The 23,149-nt window shown below is 65.6% G+C and carries 20 protein-coding genes; 6 read left to right on the top strand and 14 right to left on the bottom strand.

Going from position 1 to position 23,149, the window contains the following annotated elements:
* Positions 1-83: 83 nt before the first annotated feature.
* The gene (locus tag AC0IW9_RS25750; protein ID WP_471651154.1) at positions 84-977 is read left to right on the top strand and encodes a LysR family transcriptional regulator; all 894 of its coding nucleotides are present in this window, start codon (positions 84-86) and stop codon (positions 975-977) included.
* 89 nt (positions 978-1,066) lie between these two features.
* On the opposite strand, the gene AC0IW9_RS25755 is transcribed toward AC0IW9_RS25750, so the two are convergent.
* The 12 genes from AC0IW9_RS25755 to AC0IW9_RS25810 all read right to left on the bottom strand — a co-directional run bounded on the left by AC0IW9_RS25755 (position 1,067) and on the right by AC0IW9_RS25810 (position 14,808).
* On the bottom strand, positions 1,067-1,975 hold the full coding sequence (locus tag AC0IW9_RS25755; RefSeq protein ID WP_471651155.1) for a LysR family transcriptional regulator: 909 nt from the start codon (positions 1,973-1,975) through the stop codon (positions 1,067-1,069).
* Positions 1,976-2,173: 198 nt separating this feature from the next.
* Complete coding sequence (locus AC0IW9_RS25760; RefSeq protein ID WP_471651156.1) at positions 2,174-2,587, bottom strand: cyclophilin-like fold protein; 414 nt, start codon at positions 2,585-2,587, stop codon at positions 2,174-2,176.
* A 45-nt stretch (positions 2,588-2,632) separates the two neighbouring features.
* A complete protein-coding gene (locus tag AC0IW9_RS25765) occupies positions 2,633-3,769 on the bottom strand; it encodes an MFS transporter (protein WP_471651157.1) in 1,137 nt (378 codons plus the stop codon).
* A gap of 131 nt (positions 3,770-3,900) precedes the next feature.
* Positions 3,901-4,992, bottom strand: a complete 1,092-nt coding sequence (locus AC0IW9_RS25770) for an SMP-30/gluconolactonase/LRE family protein (RefSeq protein ID WP_471651158.1) — start codon at positions 4,990-4,992, stop codon at positions 3,901-3,903.
* 46 nt (positions 4,993-5,038) lie between these two features.
* Positions 5,039-5,806 (bottom strand): SDR family NAD(P)-dependent oxidoreductase, encoded by a 768-nt coding sequence (locus AC0IW9_RS25775; protein WP_471651159.1) that lies wholly within the window; start codon positions 5,804-5,806, stop codon positions 5,039-5,041.
* 103 nt (positions 5,807-5,909) lie between these two features.
* A complete protein-coding gene (gene paoC, locus AC0IW9_RS25780; RefSeq protein WP_471651160.1) occupies positions 5,910-8,120 on the bottom strand; it encodes an aldehyde oxidoreductase molybdenum-binding subunit PaoC in 2,211 nt (736 codons plus the stop codon).
* Positions 8,117-8,734 (bottom strand): cysteine hydrolase family protein, encoded by a 618-nt coding sequence (locus AC0IW9_RS25785; protein ID WP_471651161.1) that lies wholly within the window; start codon positions 8,732-8,734, stop codon positions 8,117-8,119. The genes paoC (AC0IW9_RS25780) and AC0IW9_RS25785 overlap by 4 nt, the downstream gene beginning before the upstream one ends.
* 15 nt (positions 8,735-8,749) lie before the next feature.
* On the bottom strand, positions 8,750-10,969 hold the full coding sequence (gene paoC / locus AC0IW9_RS25790) for an aldehyde oxidoreductase molybdenum-binding subunit PaoC (RefSeq protein WP_471651162.1): 2,220 nt from the start codon (positions 10,967-10,969) through the stop codon (positions 8,750-8,752).
* A 4-nt stretch (positions 10,970-10,973) separates the two neighbouring features.
* The gene (locus tag AC0IW9_RS25795) at positions 10,974-11,924 is read right to left on the bottom strand and encodes an FAD binding domain-containing protein (protein WP_471651163.1); all 951 of its coding nucleotides are present in this window, start codon (positions 11,922-11,924) and stop codon (positions 10,974-10,976) included.
* Positions 11,921-12,559 carry an aldehyde dehydrogenase iron-sulfur subunit PaoA gene (paoA, locus tag AC0IW9_RS25800; protein ID WP_471651164.1) on the bottom strand — a complete coding sequence of 213 codons (639 nt, stop codon included), beginning with the start codon at positions 12,557-12,559 and terminating at the stop codon, positions 11,921-11,923. Before paoA ends, AC0IW9_RS25795 begins: the two co-directional genes overlap by 4 nt.
* A gap of 147 nt (positions 12,560-12,706) precedes the next feature.
* Positions 12,707-13,936: an MFS transporter gene (locus AC0IW9_RS25805; protein WP_471651165.1), complete on the bottom strand. Its 1,230-nt coding sequence runs from the start codon at positions 13,934-13,936 to the stop codon at positions 12,707-12,709.
* Positions 13,937-14,094: 158 nt separating this feature from the next.
* Positions 14,095-14,808, bottom strand: a complete 714-nt coding sequence (locus AC0IW9_RS25810; RefSeq protein WP_471651166.1) for a dihydrofolate reductase family protein — start codon at positions 14,806-14,808, stop codon at positions 14,095-14,097.
* 432 nt (positions 14,809-15,240) lie between these two features.
* Between AC0IW9_RS25810 and AC0IW9_RS25815 the strand changes: the two genes are divergently transcribed.
* Positions 15,241-15,519, top strand: a complete 279-nt coding sequence (locus AC0IW9_RS25815; RefSeq protein WP_471651167.1) for an SDR family NAD(P)-dependent oxidoreductase — start codon at positions 15,241-15,243, stop codon at positions 15,517-15,519.
* A 19-nt stretch (positions 15,520-15,538) separates the two neighbouring features.
* On the opposite strand, the gene AC0IW9_RS25820 is transcribed toward AC0IW9_RS25815, so the two are convergent.
* Positions 15,539-16,504: an IS5 family transposase gene (locus AC0IW9_RS25820; protein ID WP_471651168.1), complete on the bottom strand. Its 966-nt coding sequence runs from the start codon at positions 16,502-16,504 to the stop codon at positions 15,539-15,541.
* Between the two features lie 126 nt (positions 16,505-16,630).
* Between AC0IW9_RS25820 and AC0IW9_RS25825 the strand changes: the two genes are divergently transcribed.
* From AC0IW9_RS25825 to AC0IW9_RS25835, 3 genes are all read left to right on the top strand, one after another.
* Complete coding sequence (locus AC0IW9_RS25825; protein ID WP_471651169.1) at positions 16,631-17,713, top strand: hypothetical protein; 1,083 nt, start codon at positions 16,631-16,633, stop codon at positions 17,711-17,713.
* 399 nt (positions 17,714-18,112) lie between these two features.
* Positions 18,113-20,047, top strand: coding sequence for a DEAD/DEAH box helicase (locus AC0IW9_RS25830; protein WP_471651173.1), 1,935 nt, complete (start codon positions 18,113-18,115; stop codon positions 20,045-20,047).
* Between the two features lie 267 nt (positions 20,048-20,314).
* Positions 20,315-20,836 (top strand): hypothetical protein, encoded by a 522-nt coding sequence (locus tag AC0IW9_RS25835; RefSeq protein WP_471651170.1) that lies wholly within the window; start codon positions 20,315-20,317, stop codon positions 20,834-20,836.
* Positions 20,837-21,072: 236 nt separating this feature from the next.
* Here the strand turns inward: AC0IW9_RS25835 and AC0IW9_RS25840 are convergent, their stop codons facing one another.
* Complete coding sequence (locus AC0IW9_RS25840; protein WP_471651171.1) at positions 21,073-21,690, bottom strand: hypothetical protein; 618 nt, start codon at positions 21,688-21,690, stop codon at positions 21,073-21,075.
* 266 nt (positions 21,691-21,956) lie between these two features.
* Here AC0IW9_RS25840 and AC0IW9_RS25845 point away from each other — a divergent pair, with 266 nt between their 5' ends.
* Positions 21,957-22,403: a cation:proton antiporter domain-containing protein gene (locus AC0IW9_RS25845; protein WP_471651172.1), complete on the top strand. Its 447-nt coding sequence runs from the start codon at positions 21,957-21,959 to the stop codon at positions 22,401-22,403.
* The last annotated feature ends 746 nt before the right edge of the window (positions 22,404-23,149 follow it).

Consider the following 23,149-nt stretch of genomic DNA (forward strand, 5'->3'; position numbering starts at 1 on the left):
CCTGACTGGCAACAGAGATGATGGCTGTGGCCGCGTCTGATTAGGCGGTACAATACGCAAGAACTTATGAGCGGTTCTTCTGAATGGCCGGTGTGAACCTCAATGACATCGCCGCCTTCATGGCCGTGGCGAGGGAGCGCAGCTTTACGCGGGCTGCTGCCAAGCTTGGGGTTTCGCAATCGGCGCTCAGCCATACCATCCGCGGGCTGGAGGCCCGGGTTGGCCTCCGCCTACTCACTCGGACCACCCGCAGTGTCGCCCCTACCGAAGCGGGGGAGCGCCTTCTTCGCAAGGTCGGTCCGAAGCTTGATGAGATTGGCGAGGAACTGGTTGCTCTCGGCGAGCTGCGGGAGAAGCCATCGGGCACGATCCGGATCAGTGCGACGGAAAATGCGGCAACCTCGGTCCTGCTGCCCAGGCTGGAGCAACTCCTGCAGGAGTACCCGGACATCCAGGTGGAGATCATCGTCGACTACGGGCTAACCGACATCGTCGCGGAGCGGTGCGACGCCGGCATACGGTCAGGAGAAACCGTAGCGCAGGGCATGATCGCCGTGCCGATCGCACCGCCGATACGCATGGCGGTCGTTGGGGCACCCTCCTACTTTGCACGGCGCCCACCACCCAGGCAGCCGCAGGATCTGACGTCGCATAACTGCATCAGCCTCCGGCTGCCGACGCATGGCGGACTGTATGTGTGGGAGTTCGAGAAGAAGAAGCGCGAGCTCCGGGTGCGGGTCACGGGGCAGCTCATCTTCAACAGCGCCTCGCTCATGCTGCATGCAGCGCTAGCCGGACTTGGCTTGGCCATCCTGACCGAGCAACAGGTGCAAGGCCCACTGGCGGAGGGTCGCCTCGTGCGGGTGCTAGAAGATTGGTGCGAACCTTTCTCGGGATACCACGTCTACTATCCCAGCCGCCGCCAGCAGACGCCGGCCTTTGCCTTGCTGGTCGAGGCATTGCGCTACCGAGGCTGAGTGATCTTCCCCGGAGCTTGATTTTTCGGGATGTGTTCCTTTGAGGCATCCCGAACCAGCGCCGAGGGCGCATATCGGCTTGAGCCCCGTCACAGGCCGAGCGGGCGCATTTCACGGATGAGGTCGATCAGCAGGCGTAGGCCGACCGGCACCTGTCTGCGACTGGAGTAGTAGACGTGGTACCCGGGACCAGTCGTCGACCATTCTTCCAGCACCAGGCGCAGCTCATCCGTTTTGCACAGAGGCGCGAAGGTCGGCTCCATGCCGTACATGAGGCCGACGCCCTGAAGGCCGAGCGACAGCATCGCCCGTGTCTCGTCAATCGTAATCTGACCTGGAACGGCAATGGCGAACTCGCCGTCCGGCCCCACGAACTCCCAATCGTATAGGCTCCCGTCACCGAGCCTGACCCTGATGCAATTATGGTCCTGCAAATCCTTGGGCCGGCTGGGTATCCCAAGCCGCTCGAGATAGGATGGCGCGGCCGCAACCACCCAGCGCAGATCCGCCGAGAGACGCTGTGCCACCATCTCCTGGGGCACAGTGCCACCGTAGCGTATCCCCGCATCGAAGCCGCCGTCGAAAACGTCCAGCATGCGGTTGCTTGCAACGATCTCGATCTCGATGTCCGGGTAGCGCCTCACGAAGGTTGGCAGCACCGGCGCGAGGAGCAAGGGGGCTGCATCCACGGGAACATTGAGGCGGATGCGTCCGGCCGGCGCGTCGCGGTGGCGGTTAAGACCATCGATTGCCTGCCCGATCGCATCGAATGGCGCCTCGATCGCGTCACGCAGTTCCTCGCCGGCCGCCGTCAGCGTGACGCTTCGGTTCGTTCGGTGGAAGAGGCGAACGCCGAGCCGTCCCTCCAGCCCTTTCAGTGCATGGCTCAACGCCGATGCGCTGACACCCATCTCCAGCCCGGCCAGACGCAGGTTGCGATGGCGAGCGATGGCAAGGAAGTAGCTGAAGTCAGCAACATCGGAGCGGGTGACGGGCATGCAAAGTCGCGCCTTTCAATCAACGGTCCTGCGACGGGATCGGCGCTATTGCTGGCCACGCAACCCCCGTCCGGACGGCGCCGCCATCTCTCATACCGGCGAAGCTGGTTCAATTCCCGAACCGAATCTGTTTCTTTCTCAGGCGTCAGCCATGAGTCGCCAGCAGGACGTCAGATACCATGCTGCAGCCTGGCGCCGTCAGGGCAGCCGTTCCATCCGGATGGAGACGGAACCCGCACGATCGAAGATGGACACATCGCCGGTGACGCGGCCGAGCACGATGATGCCGGGGGAGGGGACACGCCCGCTTCGATAGTAAATCACGAAGTGATCGGCACTCCATAGTCCCAGCGTTCCGGTCTCGAAGTCCCGCTGACGGTCTGTTTCCGGCAGCGCTGCCGGCAGGTTTCCCGTCTTCTCCTGCCGCAGGTGATCCCGCATGCTGACTGTCACCGGCAGCATGCGCGCGAGTGCCCGTGCGGCGGCATTATCGCCCAGTTCGGCCGTGACCGCCCCCCAATCGGATGAGATCCGGATGCGGTCCTGCGCCATGGCTGATCCTGCAAAGAAAAGGGTGGTGACGATGGCAGCACTGATCATGGTCCGCATCATGTCAATGTTTCCTGACAAGCGGTCGGGAGAGAGCCATGGAATGCATCATCGTCCGGCTCGGGCGCCAAGCCTGAAGCCATGATCGCGCGCCCCAACCGCGACGATCAAGCTGGTCAGTATCAGGGCCAGCATGACCCAGAAGAAGCCTGTGACGCCCTGCAGTCCCAGGATCAAGGCACCGAGCGCGCCGCCGAGGGCGATGGCAGCGTTCCAGGTCGTGGTGGTCATCGCGCTGACGATGTTGACGCCCTCTCCGGCAGCGTCCGACGCTGCGGTCTGGATCGAGGTAGCGGCCCCACCGAAGGTGATGCCCCAGACGATCACGGCCGGCCACAAAAGCATCGGCGCTTGCCTGGCGAAAGCCATCGCGGCCGTCGCCAAGGCGAACAGGACCAGGCTGCCCAGGACGTGCATGCGAAGCCGTCGATCGACCATCGCGCCGGCAAGCCAGATGCCGGACAGAGACGCAAAACCGAAGACTGCCAGCAGCAGGTCGGTCCGCTGGGGAATGCCGACCTGCGCCGCAAAGAGAGCCGCATAGGTATAGAGAACATAATGCGCCGTCACCCAGAGAAAGGCAGCGAGCAGCACCGGCCGCACACCTGGAGTCATGATCACCGTGCGGACGCGCAAGGGACGGTCCGAAGGCTGGCCTGGAAAGTCGGGCATTCGCCAGGAAACCGCGACGAGAAGCATGGCGGCCAGTGCCGACATAACCACGAAGGCGCCGCGCCACCCGATCGCGCCGCCCAGGTAAGTGCCGAGGGGCGTGCCGATCGACAGGGCGACCGGCGTGCCTGCCATGGCGAGGGCCACCGCACGGCCCTTTAGGCTGTCCACCACCATCCGCCGCGCGTAGCCGCCCAGCAGCCCCCAGGAGAGCCCGGCCGATACGCCCGCCATAAATCGCGCCACCATGATCACCACCAGGGATGAGGTGGCCACGGTCACGATGTTGAAGATCAGGAAGCCCGCGATGGCGGTCATCAGCACCGGCCTGCGGCGCAACCGCTGCGTCAGGCTCACGAGCGGGATCGCCGCCAGCAGCGAACCCAGCGCGTAGATGGTCACCATCTGCCCGACGGCCGGCGGCTCGATACCGAGATCCACGGAGATCTGCGGCAACAGGCCGGTGGGCATGGTTTCCGTGACGATCGCGGTGAAGCCGGTCAGGGCCAGCAATAGAAGCGGGACCTTCGGAAGGATGTCGGCCTCCTCCCTGAGCGACGACGCGGCGGTCGTCTCTCCCTCCCTTCCGGAAGTGCCGGGGCCCGATCCGCCATCCGCTCCGGGGGGGTGTTGAGACAAGTTCGTCATCGGTGCGAGAAGAGCGTCAAGGCCGTCGCAAAGGCTCCGGCCCGGAAGATTGACGTGCCCTGCCCGCCATCGCCGTCGCTCGCAACGATGAGCAGCTCGTGGCTTCCAGGGCGGAGGGCCGTGTTGGTGCAGAACAGGTTGTGACCCTCCTCGCGTCCTGGGAGAAGTATCTGGCCGATGGGAATACCTTGTTGGTTGAAGGCAAGCACGCGACCCTGCCCGTAGATCGCCACGTACACGTTGCCTTCGGCATCAACTCGCATGGAGTCGGGCGCCGGACCGGTGAAGCGGTACGGCACGGCGGTGCCGAGCGGCGTAGCCGTCGCGGCATCCGCCAGTTCGACCCGGTGCAGGCGGTTGGCGCCAAACTCGGTCGCCCACAACACCCTACCATCCGGGCTGAGCGCGACCCCGTTCCCCTTCGCTATGCGTGGCAGCACGGGCATGACCAACGGCGAGTTCGGCGCAACATAGTAGATGCCGCCACGGGGATCGGTGGATGTGCCCTGGAAATCGCTGAAGTAGAGACCGCCCTGCGCGTCGAAGACGAGGTCGTTGGGCATGTACCCGGCCTCCGGCGGAACGACGGCCCGCAGCTCCGAGCCATCCGCCCGAACCTCCATCACCGCGCCAACGCCCCGGGGAATATCCAGGGCGGCGATGAACAGTCGCCCGTCCCGGTGAAACGCGAGACCGCCGGGCCTGAGGTCCATGGTGACGAATGTCGACAGCCGTTTTTCAGGTGTCAGACGAAGAACGCGACCGTCCGATGCGTCGCAGACGTACAGGTTGCCGTTGCGGTCGAAGGCCGGTCCCTCGATGGCGAAGGCGGCGTCGGACACCTTGAACCAGGGCACCGCGGCCACGGTTTGCAAGCCACGCTCCCCGGGGGGGATCGGTGCCGGGCCGCGAGTCTGCGCGTCATGGCTGAGTGCAGTCGGTCCGGCTCCGGACTCCTGAGCGCGTGCGGCCATGCTCGCGACGACATAGCTGCCGACCGCGCCGAGGAGGAGGGCGCGCCTTCCCTTCGGTTGCCGACGCTGCGGTTCAGGTCGCAGTCGGGTCGCAAGAATACCGTTCTCGGTCACGTTGATGTCCTAGCTCGGTGAATGCAGGGGGCCGGCGCCACCTCTCTCAAGGCACCGTCATGCCACCATCCACGGTGATCGCTTGGCCGACGACGTAGCTCGCGGCCGGGCTACACAGCCACAGAACGATCGCGGCGATCTCATCGGGCCTGCCCGCCCGCCCGATGGGAACCTGCTTCACCATGTCGGCGTAGGCCTGATCGTCGCCCTTCACGACGTCCCGGGCGATCTGGGTATCGATCACGCCGGGGTTCACCGCGTTCACGCGGATGCCGTGCCTGACGTATTCGAGAGCGGCGGTGCGTGTCAGGCCGACAACGCCGTGCTTGGAGGCGATGTAGGATCCGATGCCGGGATTGCCGGTCAGGGCTCCGACCGAGGCGTTGTTGACGATGGCGCCGCTGCCCTGGCGCTGCATCTGCCGCAGTTCGTGCCGCATGCAGCTCCAGACGCCCCGGAGGTTGATCCCGATGACGCGGTCCCATTCGTCGCGGGTGCTCTCGGCGGTCGGGGCGACCTGGGCCATGGTCCCCGCATTGTTGAAGGCGATGTCGAGGCGGCCGAACTCGGCGACGGCGCGCTCCACCATGGCGGCAACCTGGTCATCGTCGCTCACGTCGCAAGTGACGGCGAGGGCCTTGTGACCGGCGTCCGCCAACTCCCGCGCCACGGCCGCGACCGCCTCTTGCCTCACATCCGCCAGCATAACGGCGGCGCCTGCCTCCGCAAAGGCACGGGCCGCAGCCAGTCCCATGCCGGCGCTGGCGCCGGTGACCAGAACAGACTGGCCGCTGAAATCGTAGGTCGGGTTCATAGAAGATCCTCTATCAATACGGCGGATGTCCGGGCGACCTTTGGCCTGACACCTATCGGCCAACAGAGGCGCTCGCGCATTGCCGGAGCGCTGCCATCACGCCCTAGGAGATGGCGGGGAGCCTGTTCAGATGCTTCTCGACGGTGATGGGGTATTCCCGCACCCTCACGCCTGTTGCGTTGTAGACGGCATTGGCAATGGCGGGCGCCACGCCCGACAGGCCGAGTTCCCCCACGCCCTTGGCCTTGAGCGGCGACATGGTCGGATCGGCTTCGTCGATGAACACGACGTCGAGATGCGGCACGTCGGCATGGACGGGTACCTCGTAGCCGGCGAGGTCGTGATTGACGAAGAGGCCGAGGTGGGTGTCCACCACCATCTCCTCCATCAGCGCCGCGCCGATCCCCATCGTCATGCCGCCGATCACCTGGCTGCGCGCGGTGAGGGGATTGAGGATGCGGCCCGCCGCACACACCGCCAGCATGCGGCGCACGCGGACCACGCCGGTGTAGCGATCGACGCCCACCTCGACGAAGTGCGCACCGAAGGTCTGCTGGGCGTAGCGCTGGGCGAGGTCGCCATATTCCATGCTGTCCTCGACCACCAATTCGCCCTCGCGCGCGGCGGCCGCGAGCGGGACGGACCGGCCGGCCGAGCGCACCTCGCCATCGGCGAAAATCACGTCCTGGGTGTTGAAGCCCAGACGCTGCGCCACTGCCTCCCGCAGCGTCATGCAGGCCGCGTAAACCCCGGCGGTGCTCGATGCCGCGCCCTGCTGCCCGCCCGAACCCGGGGTCTCGGGGAAGGTGGAATCTCCTAGCTTTGCTATGACGCGATCGAGCGGGACGCCCATCATCTCGGCCGCGGTCTGCGCGACGATCGTGTAGCTGCCGGTGCCGATGTCGGTCATGTCCGTCTCGACGGTCACGATGCCGTCGCGGTTCAGGCGCACGCGCGCGCCCGCCTTGCTGATCGGCGCCCCGCGGATGGCACTCGCCACGCCCATGCCGACCAGCCAGCGTCCATCGGTCCGGCTGGCGGGTTCGCTGGGACGCCCGCTCCAGCCGAAGCGTTCGGCCCCGCTCCGCAGGCACTCGGCCAGGGCGCGCGTGGAAAAGCGGCGCCCGGGCTTCTCCGGATCGACCTGCGTGTCGTTGGCGATCCGCAGTGCCACCGGGTCCACGCCCAGCCGCTCCGCCAACTCGTCCATGGCGATCTCGAGCGCCATCATGCCCGGCGCCTCGCCAGGCGCCCGCATGGCATTTCCCTCGGCCAGATCGAGCGTGGTCAGGAACCGCCGCAGCAACCGGTTCTCGCCGCCGTAGAGAAGTCGCGTCGGTGCCGTCGCGGGCTCAGTGCGGCCGCCGCGCAAATTGCCGGACCAGCTGTCGTGCCCGATCGCGGTGATCCGTCCGTCGCGCCCGGCGCCCAGCCGGATGCGCTGGATCGTCTGCGGGCGGTGGATGGTGTTGTTGAACATGATCGGACGCTGCAGCGCGACCTTCACCGGCCGCCGCGCGGCACGGGCTGCGAGGGCGGCCAGCGCAAGGTCGCTCTGCACCGTACCCTTGCCGCCGAAGCCGCCGCCGATGAAGGAGGAGATGAGGCGGATCCTCTCCTTCGGAATTCCCAGGATAGATCCCAGGTCCCGTATGCCCCAGTTGACCTGCTGGATCGCTGTCCAGCAGGTGAGCCGGTCTCCATCCCAGCGGGCGATGGTGGCGTGCGGCTCCATCATCGCATGCGCCTGGTCGGGCACCGTATAGGTCTCGTCCACCGTCACCGGCGCATTGGCGAAGGCAGTGTCGAAGTCGCCGACCTTCACCTCCGGCGGGCCGCCGAACGCCTCCTTCGGCGCCGGCGGTGCCGTATCCTTGGCGGCGGCGAGGTCGAAGGCGCCGCCTTCCCGAGCATAGTCCACCCTGATCAAGGCGGCGGCGGCACGCGCCTGCTCGAAGGTGTCGGCCACCACGACGGCGACGGCCTGGTGGTAGTGATCGACCCGCGGTCCCGCGAGCATGCGCTGCACGTAGAACTCGCCGGTGCCAAGCGGGCCGGCATTCTCATGCGTGACGATGGCGGCGACGCCGGCCGCGGCCCGTGCCCTGGAGACATCGATCCGTTCGATCCGCCCCTTGGCGATGGCCGCGCCGAGGATGTAGCCATAGGCGAGGCCAGGGCCGACATCCTGATGCTCGGCCGCATAGGGCGCCGTGCCCGTCGTCTTGAGCCGGCCATCGACCCGTACGTGTGGCTGGCCCAGCACCGCCTGCCGGTCGGCCGGATTCATGCCGGCGGGGGTGTCGAACTTCATGCCGCTGCTCCTTCGGCTGCCAACTCCGCGAGGAACGCCTGATGGGTCAGGGGCCGCGAGAACATCGGGAAGTTCCTGGTGACGGCGGCGTCCTGCTCTTCCGGACTTAGCGTGGCGGTGCAGTCGGTCAGCGTCACGACGCGATAGCCGCGCTCGTAGGCCGAGCGCATCGTCGACTCGACGCAGCAATTGGTCAGGAAGCCGCCAATCGCTAGGTCCGTGATCCCCCGCTGGCGGAGGATGAAGTCGATGTTGGTGGAGGCGAAGCAGTCCAGGCCCCGCTTGCCCTCCAGCACGATGTCGCCATCCGCCGGCGTCATCTCCTCGGCAAAGGCGGCGCCCCAGCTTCCCTTGCGGAATGCCTTCGCGGCCAGGATGCCGGCGAGGATTCCGTAGGGCTCGCGCGGCATCTCGGGGTACCCCTCGGCGAAAGTGATCGGGGCATGCAGCACCAACGCGCCGCGCCGCCGGGCCTCATCGGCGACGGCCCGGGCATGGGCCAGCATGCCGGTCTGGGCCATCACCTCCTTGACGGCATGGTGCTGAGCTCCCCCCTCACTGACGAAGTCGTTCTGGAACTCGATCAGCAGGAGTGCGGCGGTATCGGGGTTCATGCGCATGCCCTTCCGTCAGGCCACTGCCGGCAGGCGATCGAGGTGCTTGTCGAGGGTGAGTGGGTAGTCGCGCACGCGTACGCCGGTGGCGTTGTAGATGGCATTCGCCACCGCCGCGCCGACGCCGCACAGGCCCAGCTCGCCCACGCCCTTGGCCTTCATCGGATTGGCCTTGTCGTCAGCCTCGTCGAGGAACACGACATCCTGGTGGGGGATGTCGGCGTGGACCGGCACCTCATAGCCCGCCAAATCGTGGTTGACGAAGAAGCCGTGGCGCTTGTCGACCGCCAATTCCTCCATCAGCGCGCCCCCCACGCCCATGGTCATCGCGCCGAGCATCTGCGAGCGCGCCGACTTGGGGTTCAGGATGCGCCCGGCGGCGCACACCGCCAGCATCCGCCGGATGCGCGTCACACCGGTATAGGCATCGACGCCAACCTCGACGAAGTGCGACCCAAAGGTCGAGATCTGGTAGGTTTTGCCGAGATCACCGAACTCGATCCTGTCTTCTGCGGTAAGCGCGCCCGAGGATGCAGCCTCCCGCAGGGGAGCCGAGCGGTTGCCGCTACGGATCTGTCCTTCGGCGAAGACCGCATCGGCCGAGTTGAAGCCGAGGCGTTGCGCTGCCATCTCGCGCAATTTCACGCAGGCGGCATAGACGCCAGCCGTCGCGTTCGCCGCGCCGAACTGCCCGCCGGAACCGGCAGACACGGGGAAGGCGGAATCCCCAAGCTTCACGACCACCGCGTCGGTCGGCACGCCCATCATCTCGGCCGCCGTCTGCGCGATGATGGTGTAGGAGCCGGTGCCGATGTCGGTCATGTCGGTTTCGACCGTCACGATACCGTCCTGGGCCAGCCGTACGCGCGCGGCCGAGGGCATGTTCAGGTGATTGCGGAAGGAGGCGGCGACCCCCATCCCCACGAGCCAGCGTCCGTCACGCACCTGCGCTGGCGTGGCGTTGCGCCGTGACCATCCGAATCGCTCCGCGCCCTCGTTCAGGCAGCGGACCAGCTGGCGCTGGGAGAAGCGGCGCTCCGGCTTCTCCGGGTCGACCTGCGTGTCGTTTTCCACGCGGAAGGCGATCGGATCCATCCCGAGCTTCTCTGCCATCTCGTCCATGGCGACCTCGAGGGCCATCATGCCCGGTGCCTCGCCCGGGGCGCGCATGGCGTTGCCTTCCGGCAGGTTGAGAACCGCGAGGCGCATCGAAGTCAGCCGGTTGGCGCCGGCGTAGATCAGCTTGGTCTGCGAGACGGCGGTTTCCGGGGACCCGTCCGGCTGGTCGCCCGAGCCGCTCTCATGCGCGATCGCGGTGATGGTGCCGTCCCGTTCCGCGCCGATGCGGATGCGCTGATGCGTCGCCGGGCGGTGGGTGGTGTTGTTCGCTATCATCGGGCGCGGAATGGCCACCTTGACCGGTCGCCGCGCCGCGCGCGCGCCGAGCGCTGCCAGGACCGCATCGGTTCGCAGGAACAGCTTGCCGCCGAAGCCGCCACCCACGTAGGGCGACATGAAGCGGATCTTTTCCTTCGGAATGCCAAGGGTGGTGGCGAGGTCGCTCCGCCCCCAGTCGATCATCTGGTTGGAGGTCCAGAGGCGCAGCTCGTCGCCTTCCCAGGCCGCGACGGAAGCGAAGGGCTCCATCATCGCGTGGCTGTGGTCGGGGGTCGAGTATGCCGCGTCGAGGGTGACGGGCGCGGCGGCAAAGGCCTGCTCGAAATTGCCGACGCGGTCTTCCGCACCGCCACCGCTGCCCTCGTCGCTCGACCCGCCGATGAGAGGCGCCGTCTTCAGCGCTTCCGCGAGGTCGAACTGGCCGCCGGCGGAAGCATAGTCGACCCGTACGAGGGCGGCGGCTGCCCGTGCCTGCTCGAAGGTTTCCGCGACGACCACGGCGATTGCTTGGTGGTAATGGTCCACGTCCGGCCCGCCGAGCAGCTTGACCGTGTTGAACTTGCCTTTGCCCAGCTTGGGCACGTCCGAGGCGACGACGACCGCGAGCACCCCGGGCGCAGCTTTGGCGGGACCCAGATCCATCGACCGGATACGTCCCTTGGCGATGGCCGACGCCACGACGACACCGTAAGCGGCATTGGGCACCTCGCGGTGGTGCTCGTAGGCGTAGGTCGCCCGGCCGGTCGTCTTGAGCTTGCCCTCGATGCGGTCGTGCGGCTGGCCGACCGCTTGCATCCGGTCGATGGGGTTGGCGCCGGCGGGAGTTTCGAACTTCATGGCATCAGGCCTTGGCTTGCGCGATGACGGAAGCCAGGGCGCGGGTGGCGAGCGGCAGCTTGAAGGCGTTGTCCTCGGTGGGGGTGGCCCCCTGGAAAGCGCGTGCCGTGACCGCGGCGGCACCCTGCGGCAGCAGCGCGTCGGCCGCCTCGACCCGCCAGGGTCGGGGCGCCACGCCGCCGAAGGCGACCCGGCCCGTCCCGTCGGGCTGAATGACCGCCGCGACCGAAACCAGGGCATAGGCGTAGGAGGCGCGATCCCGCACCTTTTCGTAGAAGTGCCTACCACCCAGCGGGCGCGGCAGTGTCACCGCGGTGATCAACTCCCCCGGACGCAGGACCGTGTCGTGCTGCGGGGTATCGCCCCAAAGCCGATGGAAGTCGGCGATCGGGATCGTGCGGCGTTGCCCCTGGGCATCGACCGTCTCGATCACGGCATCAAGCACGCGCATGGCCACCGCCATGTCGCCGGGGAAGGTGGCGATGCAGGCCGGGCTCACGCCGATGACGCCGAGCTGGCGCGAATAGCCCTCGATCGCGGCGCAGCCGGCACCGGGGGTCCGCTTGTTGCAGGGCATATTCGTGTCGTAGAAATAGGAGCAGCGCGTGCGCTGGAGCAGGTTGCCCGCGGTCGAGGCCTTGTTGCGCAACTGCCCCGAGGCGCCTGCGACGATCGAACGGCTGAGTACGCCGTAGTCCCGGCGGACCCGCGCGTCTGCGGCCAAAGCGGTATTGGTGACTAGCGCCCCGATCCGCAGCCCGCCCTCCGGCGTCGCTTCGATCCGATCGAAGCCGAGATCCTGTACGTCCACCAAGTGGGTCGGGGTTTCGACCTCGATCTTCATGAGGTCGAGCAGATTGGTGCCGCCGGCGATGAACTTGGCGCCGGGCCGCCCTGCGACCGCCCGCGCGGCTGCCACGGGATCGGCGGCGCGCTCGTAGGTAAAGGCCCTCATGCGTTCTCTCCGGCGACTTCGGCCATGGCTTCGGCGATGTTCGAATAGGCGCCGCAACGGCAGATGTTGCCGCTCATCCGCTCTCGCATCTCGATGTTGGTGGGATGGGGGGCCTCGTTCAGGTCTGCCTGCACATGGCTCGGCACGCCGCGCTTGATCTCGTCCAGCACCGCCACGGCTGAGCAAATCTGGCCGGGGGTGCAGTAGCCGCACTGGTAGCCATCGTGCTTCACGAAGGCAGCCTGCATCGGGTGCAGGTTGTCGGGGGTGCCGAGCCCTTCGATGGTGGTGATCTTGTCGCCCTGATGCATCACGGCCAGGCTGAGGCAGGCGTTGATCCGCACGCCATCGACCATCACCGTGCAGGCACCGCATTGGCCGTGATCGCAGCCCTTCTTGGTACCCGTCAGGTGCAGGTGCTCGCGTAAGGCGTCGAGCAGCGTCGTCCGGGCGTCGAGCGTCAATGCCTGCGGCTGTCCGTTCACCTCGAAGCTGACGGGAAGAGGTGCAGGTTCATGCTGCATAGGCTGCCTTTCCTGGGCCTGGAGGGGGGTGACACTACCCAGCACGGCGGTTGCGGCCCCCACGCTGAGGACGCCGCGTCGGGTCACTTCCAGCTCGGGCATATCCGGCATGAAGGTCGTTCCTTTCATTGCTGTGCGTCGGTGGGGTCTGACCCTCACTCAACCAAGTTTTCACGGAGTTGGGCTTCACCCATTCTATTTGGTGGAGGGTTAGCCCGATGGCATATGAAGGCAGATCAATGCTCCAGTGAGAGCCGCTCACTGATCATGGGCAGCGGTCACTCGAGCAGTGCCGCCTTGACGCCGGATGCCGGCAAAGGCGGCGAGTGACGCCAGAATCAGGACCAGCCCGCTGGCGAGGAATTCCGACGACGGGCCCACCGCGTCGTAAACAAGTCCCCCGACACTCGCTCCCAGGGTGATGGCGAGCTGGATAACGGCGACCATGAGACCACCGCCTACTTCGGCCGCATCGGGTACTGTACGGCCGAGCCAACTCCACCACGCCACGGGTGCTGCGGTGGCGGCGAAACCCCAAACCGCCAGGAGCACCACCGTAACCGGCACCGAACGGCCGTAGACGGCCAGGGCCACCGCAATCACAGCCATGATCGCGGGCAGGATGGCCAGCGTATGGTCAAGGTGACGCTTTGGCACCCGTCCGATCAGCAGAGTGCCCGTGAAGCCCGCCAGGCCGATTGCCAGAAGCACTGCCGACAGCGTCGGCAGGCTCAACTGCGTGACCTGTTCCAGGAAAGGACGGAGGTAAGTGAACAGCGCGAATTGTCCCGCAAACAGGAGCGCCACTGCCAGTAATCCTCGCACGAGGGCGGGCCGACGCAGCAGTTCAAGCATGCCTCCCTTGCCATCAATCCGGCGCTCCGGTGCGGGCAATGAGGGTAAGGACCGCGCCTGCCAAACAAACGCCAAGGCGGCGACTGGTACGACACAGAAGAAGGTGCCTCGCCAACCAAACAGCCCTCCTGCAAAGCTGCCGAGCGGCGCTGCGACGGTTGAGGCAATGGCGTTGCCGCCGTTGACGATGGCAAGCGCCGTCATGACTGAAGCGGCAGGCACCAGCCGCATCGCGGTGGCAGCGGACATGGACCAGAAGCCGCCGATGGCGCAGCCAAGCAGGGCGCGACCCGCCATCATAACTGCGTAGTTCGGGGCGAAGGCAACGATCATTCCGGATATCATCAAGGATGCTGTCAGGACCAGCAGCACATACTTCCGGTCGAAGCGTCCGGCGACGATGCTGATCGAGAGGCTGCTGATCAGTGCAAACAGGCCCGAGATGGAGATTGCTTGTCCCGCCTGGCCTTCCGTGAGTTGCAGCTCTGCTGCAATGGGACTGAGCAAGCTGACAGGAAGAAACTCCGAGGCGATCAGCGCGAAACCGCACAGCCCCATCGCGTAGACAGCGCCCCAGGATGGGCGCTTGCACGTGATCAGACTCTCGTCGAAAGCGGTCGTGTTGCCGGCCATGTTATACTTCCTGCTAAGGCAGATCAGATGCCTTGGCCTCGCAGCCATACTGACCCGCGTCGCAATCCAGACCTGAGCCAGATCACTTCCAGGTCGATCTATGGCTTCGCCCCGTGAGGGCCAACTAGCCGGAGGCTTGATGCAGCAATGAGCAACGCTCAACGTGCCTTTGCGGCCGGACCGTGTTCCACGCTGTAGCGAAGCCATAGGACTCCGCCTTCGAGTAGGTTTTGCTCGGTCAAGGTCAGGCCTCTGACCGGCGGCAGGCCGGCATTGGCGTCACCACCGTCGAAGGTGGTGGGGCTGCCACGTGTGCCATCGATCGCCGGTTCCAGAACCAAGCTGAACTCGTCGACAAGACCGGCGCGCAGGAATGAGCCGTTGAGGCCGCCCCCGCCTTCAAGAAGAAGCTGTTTGATCCCGAGACTGGCGTGTAGGACTTCCAGGAGCAGTGGAAGATCAAGTTCAGTCCTGCCAGCGAAGACATAGCCAACACCATCCTCACGCAATCCGGCGAGGTGAGCGTCGGAAACCTGCTCGGTCAGAACAACGACGATCGGCTCACCATCGACATGGGCGCGCCCCCAAGCGATCTTGCCGTCACCATCGACCATGATGGCATAGGCTTTGGCACTCTTTTGGGGTAGCCAGGCTTCCCGCACGAAGGTTTTGTCCGTCGTGGTGGGATAGGTATCCCGTTTCGCAAATTCCTGCGCTGTAACGCGTCCGACGATCCATGACCCACCCCCAAGTTTGTGGTGCAGTCGGTCGTAGATAGACGGATCATGAACGCCTTCCGGAGCCCAAAAGCGGGGTAAGATCTTGCCGTCCAGGCTGCTGGCCATATGGCAGATGATATGAGGCTTCGGCATTCCCTGCGTCCCAGATTTGGTGATGAGGGCAGTTAGCGCAGCTATGCCGGCCTGCACCCCCCTTTCCCTGTTGAGACTTTAGCAATGCGCTGTTGAACAATGCTCATGCCGAAGAAGATCGAGGGCATATGTCACGAAGGCTTATGACATCGTCACCGGCAAGAGGTACATGATCCGCGATTGTTGGCGACGCAAAGACAACTTCCAGAATGTTGCCGAGACCAATGGGACTACGCGACGGCTGTCGCTTGGCGGTACCGACTTCCACTTGATCTCATTCGACATAAGGACGTTCAGCCCACGGCATGGCGGCCGCCGCTGAGATGAATTTGATTCATCGCCCTGTTGAAGAGCGGATGGCTCATCGATCGATCGACGATCCCTATATCATCGTCAGACAAGGTGTCCCTTACTCATAAACAAGGTGTTCCCATGCCCAATTCTCTTCGTTTCAACGGCAAGGTTGCCTTCGTCACCGGCGCGGCCAGCGGCATCGGCCGCGCGACTGCTGTAGCCTTCGCGGCTGAAGGTGCGCGTGTTGTCATTCTGGACCGCAGCGCTGAAGCCCTGCGCGAGACCGAGGCGGCGGTGAAGCAAGCGGGCGGCGAGGTGCTGACCATCGCCTGCGATGTATCGAAGCCTGAGCAGGTCGAGGCGGCCGTCGCGCATACGGTCATCTTGTTGCATGGGTCGGTGACCTGGGCACGCTGAGCCCTGTGCGCGCTCGGGATCATGCGATCCGGATGTACTCCGGCCGGCCAAGGTCGAGCATGTGGTTCAGCACCTTGGCAGCGATGGCTACCTCGGTCGCTTGGCGCCCATCTGTCTGTGAGCGCAGCCTGTCACCGAGGACGCGCTTCCATCTCGAGATGTCGGCCTCCACCAGGGCGCGCCAGTTGTACCCCGCCGCCCGCTGCCAACCCATGCGGCCGCGTTCGGCAATACATCGCAGATGTGCATCCCGCTGCGTCGGCGCGGTCGCAACTGTGCCGCTCGGCACCGCGTTTGCGCGCGGCGGGACGATGACGGCAGCATCGGGATGTCGCGCCGCGACCTCAGCGTAGACGTCGTCTCGGTCGTAGGCGCCATCGCCGGTGAGGGATGCCACGAAACCATCGACCCGCTCGAGCAAAGGGCTAACCTGCGAGCCGTCATCGGCATCCCTGCTGGTCAGCACTGAGGCGACGATCTGGCCGGTGTCGGCGTCCGTGGCGAGGTGGAGCATCTTCCAGGCCCGGCGCCGCTTGCTGCCGTGTTTCTCCTGCAGCCATCCGCCAGGGCCGCATAGCCGCAGGCCGGTGCTGTCCACCAGAAGATGCACCGGCTCGCGCCCACAGCGTGGCCGCAGCACCTCCAGCGTCTCAGCGCGGCGGCTTAGGGTGGAGTGGTCCGGCACCGCGAGGTCAAGGCCCAGCAGCTGCAGCATGGAGCCGATCAGGCCCTCGGTCTGGCGCAGCGCCAGGCGGAACACGGCACGCAGCGTCAAGGCGGTTGCGATCGCTAGGTCCGAGTACTTCGCCTGGCCACCCCGGCCAGTGCGTGCCTCGGCGCGCCACCCTTCGATCGCCTCGGCCGTGAACCACACCGTGAGGCTACCGCGGGCGCGCAAGCCGGCGTCGTACTCAGTCCAGTTGGTGACCTTCTGGCGCTGCTTGGGGATGCGGTGCCGGCGATCGGCGTTGGCCTTGAACGGCATGGCAGAATCCCTCACTGCTCGAGGGCTCGCCTCTACGCCAGCCTACTCCAAGGCGCCTGACTGAGCGACCCATGCAACAAGATGGAGCGCCGAGGAATCGCTTTTGTCGCCCGTCGATCGCCACCGGTGGAAACCGCCCTGTTTTACGCCGCCGAGGCTGCCATGGTGATCTGCGACCGAACCTACCTGAAGCCCGCTGTCCAGTTCTACGCCGACTTCGCGGCGCAGGCGCCGTGCCGAGTGGTGCAGGTTGAGGGCGATGTGGTCGTCCCGGTCGAGACTGCTTCGTCCAAGCATGAGTTTGCCGCAAGAACGCTACGGCCCAAGCTCACCCGACTCCTACCGGACTACCTGATGCCGCTTGAGGAACGTCACGTTGTACACCGTGCCACCGGTCTGCAGGTCGAGAGCACTCTTGGCTTGGACGATGTCCCACGGCTGGTCGCTGGTCTGAAAGCAGACCAGGGCGTCCGGCCGGTACGGCGCTTCAAAGGTGGCGTCTCGCAGGCAGAAGCGAGGCTGCAGCGCTATCTCGACGCATCATTCGCAAGTTATGCCACCGTACGTAGCAAACCAGAGGCCGGAGCTGCCTCACACATGAGCCCGTATCTGCACTTTGGCCAAATTTCGCCGGTGGCCATCGTGCTTGCCGTGCGCGCTGCGAGCACCGGCGATGCCGATGACAAGGCCGCCTATATCGAAGAAGTCGTGGTCAGACGAGAGCTTGCGGCAAATCATGTTCATTACGAACCACGCTATGACGATTACGGTTGCCTGCCTGATTGGGCGCGCAAAACGTTGAGCGAACATCAGAGGGATCGGCATCCCTATCTCTACACGCCTGAGCAATTCGAGATGGGCTTGACCCATGACCGCTATTGGAACGCCGCCATGATGGAGATGCGTGAGACCGGCTACATGCATAACCACATGCGCATGTACTGGGGCAAAAAGATCGTCGAATGGTCGCCTTCACCGGAGACGGCCTGGGAGACCGCGCTTCGGCTCAACAACCGCTATTTCATCGATGGGCGCGACGCCAACTCATTTACCAACATCGGTTGGCTCTTCGGGCTGCATGACCGGCCATGGGGACCTCAGCCAGTGTTTGGCACTGTGCGTTCCATGAGCGGTGCGAGTCTGAAGAAGTTTGACGCTGACGGCTACGTACGCGAGGTCGAGCGTCTCGCGGCAGCAGAACAAGCGTGAAGGCAGATCTGGCGTAAGAGCCTGACCGTGAGCGCTGTCGCAATGGGAGTTGGACGGTCGGGTAGGCTGTGCATCCGCACGGGTTGTCGAGACCGAGTTGGTGAACAGCCTGATGTGAACCGCCTACACCCTTCATGGGCAGGGAAGCCTGCCGGTTGTCGCTTCAAGTGCGTCAAGCTGCATGGCAGATGCCCCATTCTTACTGGCAGGATTGTCTGACGTTGAGTGCGGATAGCTGTAGCCAAACGTCAGCCGGGTCATGATCCCAATACTAGCCATCGAACGTAGGCGGTGTCGAAACAAGCTGATCTGCGTAAAGCCACTCGACAGGGAATTCACGACGACTCAAGCTGCCGCTGGGCAATTTGCCACAAGGAGCCAAGCCTGATCCCACGATCCCTGCGCAGCCATCAGTCCGAGCTTCTGGGCGTCGTCCGGGCCATCGCCGCCGGCGAGGCGAGCGAGGTGCGCGATATCCTCGCCGCGGTCACCCCGGGCGGCGGCAAGTCGCTGCTGCCGGTGCTGGCGGCGCAGGCGCTGATCGCCGCCGGCATCTGCGAGCGGATCTGCTGGGTGGTGCCGCGCGACAGCCTGCGGCTGCAGGCGGAGGAGGTCTTCGCCGACCCGGCCTGGCGGCAGGCCCTGGGGCACGACCTCTCGGTTCGCGCCGCCGACAATGCCCCGGGCGACCCCTGCCGGGGCTTGGCCGGCTACGTGACGACCTACCAGGGGATCGCCGCGGCCCCGGACCTGCACCTCGCCGCCTTCCGCCGCCACCGCTACCTGCTGGTGGTCGACGAGGTACATCACTTGCCCGGCCTCAACGAGGCCGATACCGCCGGCGGCCGGGACGGCACCCAGGATGTCGCCGCCGCCTGGTCGGCGCCGATCGAGCCGCTGCTGGCGCTATCGGCGGTGCGGCTGCTGCTCTCCGGAACGCTGGAGCGGGCGGATGGGCGGCGGATCCTCTGGCTGCCCTATCGCCGCGGGACAGGCGGCCGGCAGGAAGTCGACCTGGCAGCGCCAGGCTGGGCGGTGGTCGGCTACAGCCGGGCCCGGGCCCTGGCGGAGCGGGCGGTGCTGCCGGTGTCCTTCGGCGCGCTGGACGGCGAGGCGGCCTGGCTGGGGCCGGAGCCCGAGGGCGGCGGCGAGCGGCCCCGGCTCGGGCCGCACCGGCTGCAGGCGCCGGCGCCGCAGGAGTCCACCCGGCCGGCGCTGTTCACCGCGCTGCGCACCGGCTTCGCCGAGGGCCTGCTGCGGCGAGCCTTCGAGGCGACGCGCAAGCTGCGGGCCGAGCGCCGCCTGGCCCTGGGTGCCGCGCCGGGGGAGACCCCGCGCGGCCTCGGCAAGCTGCTGGTGGTGGCGCCCGACCAGGTCCAGGCGCGGCGCTACCTTGAGATCCTGCGCGGCTGGGTGCCGCCGGCCCAGGCCGGCAGCATGGCACTGGCAGTCTCCGACGAACGCGGCGCCCAGGAGACCCTGGCAGCGTACCGGCTGACACCAGAGCCTTCGGTGCTGGTCACCGTCGCCATGGCTTATGAGGGGCTGGATGCCCCGGAGGTGGCGGTGGTGGCGGCGCTGACCCATGTGCGCTCGCGCCCCTGGCTGGAGCAGATGGTGGCGCGTGCGACGCGGGTGGACCCGCATGCCGGACCCTATGCGGCCCAGCGCGCCCTGGTCTTCCACCCCGACGATCCGCTCTTCGCCCGCTTCCGCTGGCGGATGGAGCGCGAGCAGGGGGGCCAGCTTCGCAAGGACCCGCGGCCGCCCCGCCAGCCGGGGCTCGACCTGCCGGACTGGCTGGAGGACGAAATCGCCGAGACGCGCCAGCGCCAGGCCATCGTCCCGCTCGAGAGCAACGCGCTGACCCTGCGGCTCAGCACCCTGCGGCCGGGACCGGAGTTGGCGGCCGGGCTGGCGGCGGCGCGCGAGCCGGAGCCGCAGGGGGACTTCCTGACGCCCTCCGGGGCGGAGCGGCAGTTGCGGCAGCGACTGAGCGAACAGGTCGCGGCGCAGGCGGTCGAGGATGCGGCGGAGGGCGTCTCCGGCGCCATCGCGCCGCCACGCGGGGCGGGGCTGTACCATGCCTACAACGCCGCGCTGAAGCGCGTCCTCGGCGACAAGGCCCGCAACGAGATGTCGCTGGCGGAGCTGGAGGCGGCGTTGGAATGGCTCGGCCGCAACCGGCTGCGCGAGCATCTGCATCTGCTCGAGGGCGACCACCGCTTCGGCTGGGCAGTGCGGAGCCGGAGGGACTGGACACCACCGGTGGGGCGAGCCGCCAAGACAGGGCCTCGCAGTAGGACGGGATCAGAGGATCCGCGGACAGCGTAGGGAATGGGCCAGCGCGCATACTACGCTGCTACCCCTCCACGCATGATCGCTGCCAAGGTCGGCGCGGAGACAGCTGATGCAATGGGCCGAGCTGAGAAGCGCATTTGCCGGTGGGGCTGACCGAGGGGCGCCAACCTCGCTATTAATGCTCTGATCCAAGCGGAATAAGCGTGATAGCACACGAGCAAGGAAGCCGCTGCGCGTCGAAGATTTGTGCGATTCTGGCAGATCAGTGTTATGGCAGTCGATGTAGGAGAATAAAGCTCGATGGCGAAGTCAGACACATCCGCTCCGCGCGGCACCAACAAGGTCGTCAAAGCTTTTTTCGAGGCCTTGGATTCGACACCGGATGCTGGCCGGTCGCAGGTCGCCAGAGCAGCGCTCGCCGCAATCCGCGAAAAGCTGACCGCCCGCAAAGACAAGGAAAAGGCCACCCGCCAAAAAGAGAAGGCCAAGTCTGCCCGTGGTCGGACGGCGCCTGCGCCCCGCAAGGCAGCTTCGTCGTCGCGTGCAACAAGTGCCGGTAAGACGGTATCTGCTGCTGCTAAACCGGCACGCTCGAAAAGGGTAACTGAGGCCTCCTCACCGAAGGCCACGAAACGTGCTTCTCCACGTCGAGCGGCAACCACGGCTGTTGAAGCAGCTCCGCAGTCAAGGAAGGCTGTCACGCGCCGGTCCAGCACTCGGAAAAAGCCTGTATCAGAGGCGGCCTCAATGGACAGCCAGACCGTGCAGGATAGCGATTCCACGAACGGCGCATCGCCTGATGGCAAGACCAACGCTGAATAAGCCGAGTCTCAAACGGCCCCTTTGCTTGAAAAGTTGAACTCGGCTTTGACCAACAGGCAGGATCCTGCCTGTTGGCTACCGCCAAAGCTTTTTCGGTGTGGTGGCAGGCCCTATTGCAGAAATGCCCTACTTCAGCAGCTGCTTCATGCTGACTTGGAACAGCGTAGATGAGCGGCGTCTGCCTCGGTTAACCAGGACCCTTCCACCACTCATGCGTTCATCGTCGTCTTATCAAGTCAAACGTGCTTGTCGCTGCCCGCGACAGCATCTGACTTATCCGCTCCATGCTGCAGAGCCTGATTCATCAAGAGCAGACCTGCCGACAGCCGCGCCAGGTACCGCGCTGCTCGCGCTCGTACGGCCTGCTGATCGTCCTGGTCATCCGGCAGGGTGCAGCCAGCAAGCGTGATGGCGGTGCCGACAATGCGGGCTTCCAACGCCGCGATCGCCTCATCGCATGACTTCGACTTGGCATAGACACGATCGGCAAGCTCGCCAGCCTGATCAATCTCCGCTTCGACCTGATCGCCATCGGTCAGCACCGAACCGATCTCACCCGGCGGATCGGGTTCCTCGCCCGCGAGCATCGCCATGAGACCGATGGAGGCGACCAAGGTGTGGACTGGGCCATCGTCACCACCACGGGCGGCGAAAGCCCCAAATGCCACAGCCATGGCTGCTTCGCCCAAAACCTCCCCACTTTCCGCATCCAGGTGGCCGATGAGGTCCCGATCGTCGCTGGCGACCGGCGGCTGGTCCGCCTCGTCCGTGGGATACGGTAGTTTGCCGGCGGCGATCGCCTTGGCAACCACCGCGAGGGCCTCGTGGAGCTTCGGGTCAGGTGACAGCGCCATGGAGGATCCTCGATCTTGAGATCACCTGCATCTGGGGATCTTGAGACACCGCAGCAACGCCGACTTTGGCAACGTGCCCCCGTTGGGTGGCGCGGGGGTTGGCATAAATTTCAAAGTCTGTGACCACCTTCGATCGGCATGGTTTGGTTTGTTTTGTTTCTGTAAACTGCAAGGATACGCCAAACCGGGTGACCGGCGCAGCATTGGTGGCAACCCGCTGCGCGGCCCGGTAAGGCGGACGGACCACCTGCTGCACAGGACGCAACTTGCCCCAGCACCAGCCCCAACTCATCGCCACCCTCGCCGTCGGCCTGGGTCTCGCCTTCCTGCTCGGCGTCGTCGCGCACCGCCTGCGAGTCTCGCCGCTGGTGGGATACCTGCTAGCCGGCGTCGCGGTCGGACCCTTCACGCCGGGGATCGTGGCGAACCAGGAAATGGCCAACCAGTTGGCCGAGATCGGCGTGATCCTGCTCATGTTCGCAGTCGGGCTGCACTTCTCGCTCAAGGACCTGATGGCAGTCTGGCGGATTGCTATACCGGGATCGCTGGGGCGGATGGCCGGCACCACGCTGATGGGAATGGGGCTGGCGCCCCCGTCTCCAGCTCCTAAAGCGGCAGCTTCAGCGGGTCAGCCTCGACCGCCAGCCGTTCCAACGAGCGGACGAACGGCAGTCGCCGCGGCCGGGCCAGCTGCAGCCGCTGCTGCCGCCTGAATCCTGCTGTGCCGTAACCTTCGGGTATGTCAGCGCAATGGTCGTAGGGCCGGCGAGTTGACGGTGCCAGTCCACCTGCCACTGGCCGGGTTTTACAGCGCCTGCAGCAGCATCACACCACCGCTCCAGTGGCCGACTTTCTTTCCGCCCTGCAGGCTCGCCGCTTCTTTGGCGCAGCCATTAATTCCGAATCCGGTCCGATCTCTCACAACCGCCGATTCGCAAGGCTGAAACCGCCTTGGGCCAACGTGTTGGCGACCTGTCGTAGCCCGGGTCCGAGCCGTTGCAGCCATTTTTCGCAACGGGGTTTTCGTGCAGCCTCATACTGCTAAGTCCCTCGTGTGGTCCGCCTTTAGACAAGTGCCGAGTGGCGCTATGCATTTGTAATCGCTTTCTTCTAGTACCGGCAGGCCGGTTTTGGAAAGGATGATCGCGCTTCCAAACGCCCCCCCCGCAAGCAACCCTGCCCACCTAATTTTTCGCAAAGGCGTGTCAAAGCCGCTTCGATACCTAGGGCGTGCCGACGCCTTTCATGTTCGGTAAGTGGATGTCCTCATTTCGACGGAGGACACCGTGCCTAAAAGCCGCAAGACCGAATGCGCAAACTCTGAGCCCCGTGCCGGAAGGGCAGCCCGCTCTATCTGCAGCGCCCGGCTCAAAGCCAGTGCCGTAAGCGTCAGCCTATCACCACGGCTTGACCATCTGGTCTGAGGTTCCACGGCAGCAGGTCATCGATCCTGCTTGCG

The sequence above is a fragment of the Belnapia sp. AC561 genome, assembly GCF_979252845.1.

Excerpts from the sequence above, each read along its gene's own strand:
- AC0IW9_RS25785 (WP_471651161.1), bottom strand. The coding sequence starts at position 8,734 with ATGAACCCCGATACCGCCGCACTCCTGCTGATCGAGTTCCAGAACGAC.
- AC0IW9_RS25760 (WP_471651156.1), bottom strand. The coding sequence starts at position 2,587 with ATGATGCGGACCATGATCAGTGCTGCCATCGTCACCACCCTTTTCTTT.
- AC0IW9_RS25820 (WP_471651168.1), bottom strand. The coding sequence starts at position 16,504 with ATGCCGTTCAAGGCCAACGCCGATCGCCGGCACCGCATCCCCAAGCAG.
- paoC (WP_471651160.1), bottom strand. The coding sequence starts at position 8,120 with ATGAAGTTCGACACCCCCGCCGGCATGAATCCGGCCGACCGGCAGGCG.
- AC0IW9_RS25810 (WP_471651166.1), bottom strand. The coding sequence starts at position 14,808 with ATGCCGAAGCCTCATATCATCTGCCATATGGCCAGCAGCCTGGACGGC.
- AC0IW9_RS25815 (WP_471651167.1), top strand. The coding sequence starts at position 15,241 with ATGCCCAATTCTCTTCGTTTCAACGGCAAGGTTGCCTTCGTCACCGGC.
- AC0IW9_RS25840 (WP_471651171.1), bottom strand. The coding sequence starts at position 21,690 with ATGGCGCTGTCACCTGACCCGAAGCTCCACGAGGCCCTCGCGGTGGTT.
- AC0IW9_RS25755 (WP_471651155.1), bottom strand. The coding sequence starts at position 1,975 with ATGCCCGTCACCCGCTCCGATGTTGCTGACTTCAGCTACTTCCTTGCC.
- AC0IW9_RS25805 (WP_471651165.1), bottom strand. The coding sequence starts at position 13,936 with ATGGCCGGCAACACGACCGCTTTCGACGAGAGTCTGATCACGTGCAAG.
- paoC (WP_471651162.1), bottom strand. The coding sequence starts at position 10,969 with ATGAAGTTCGAAACTCCCGCCGGCGCCAACCCCATCGACCGGATGCAA.
- AC0IW9_RS25835 (WP_471651170.1), top strand. The coding sequence starts at position 20,315 with ATGGCGAAGTCAGACACATCCGCTCCGCGCGGCACCAACAAGGTCGTC.
- AC0IW9_RS25775 (WP_471651159.1), bottom strand. The coding sequence starts at position 5,806 with ATGAACCCGACCTACGATTTCAGCGGCCAGTCTGTTCTGGTCACCGGC.
- AC0IW9_RS25795 (WP_471651163.1), bottom strand. The coding sequence starts at position 11,924 with ATGAGGGCCTTTACCTACGAGCGCGCCGCCGATCCCGTGGCAGCCGCG.
- AC0IW9_RS25750 (WP_471651154.1), top strand. The coding sequence starts at position 84 with ATGGCCGGTGTGAACCTCAATGACATCGCCGCCTTCATGGCCGTGGCG.
- paoA (WP_471651164.1), bottom strand. The coding sequence starts at position 12,559 with ATGCCGGATATGCCCGAGCTGGAAGTGACCCGACGCGGCGTCCTCAGC.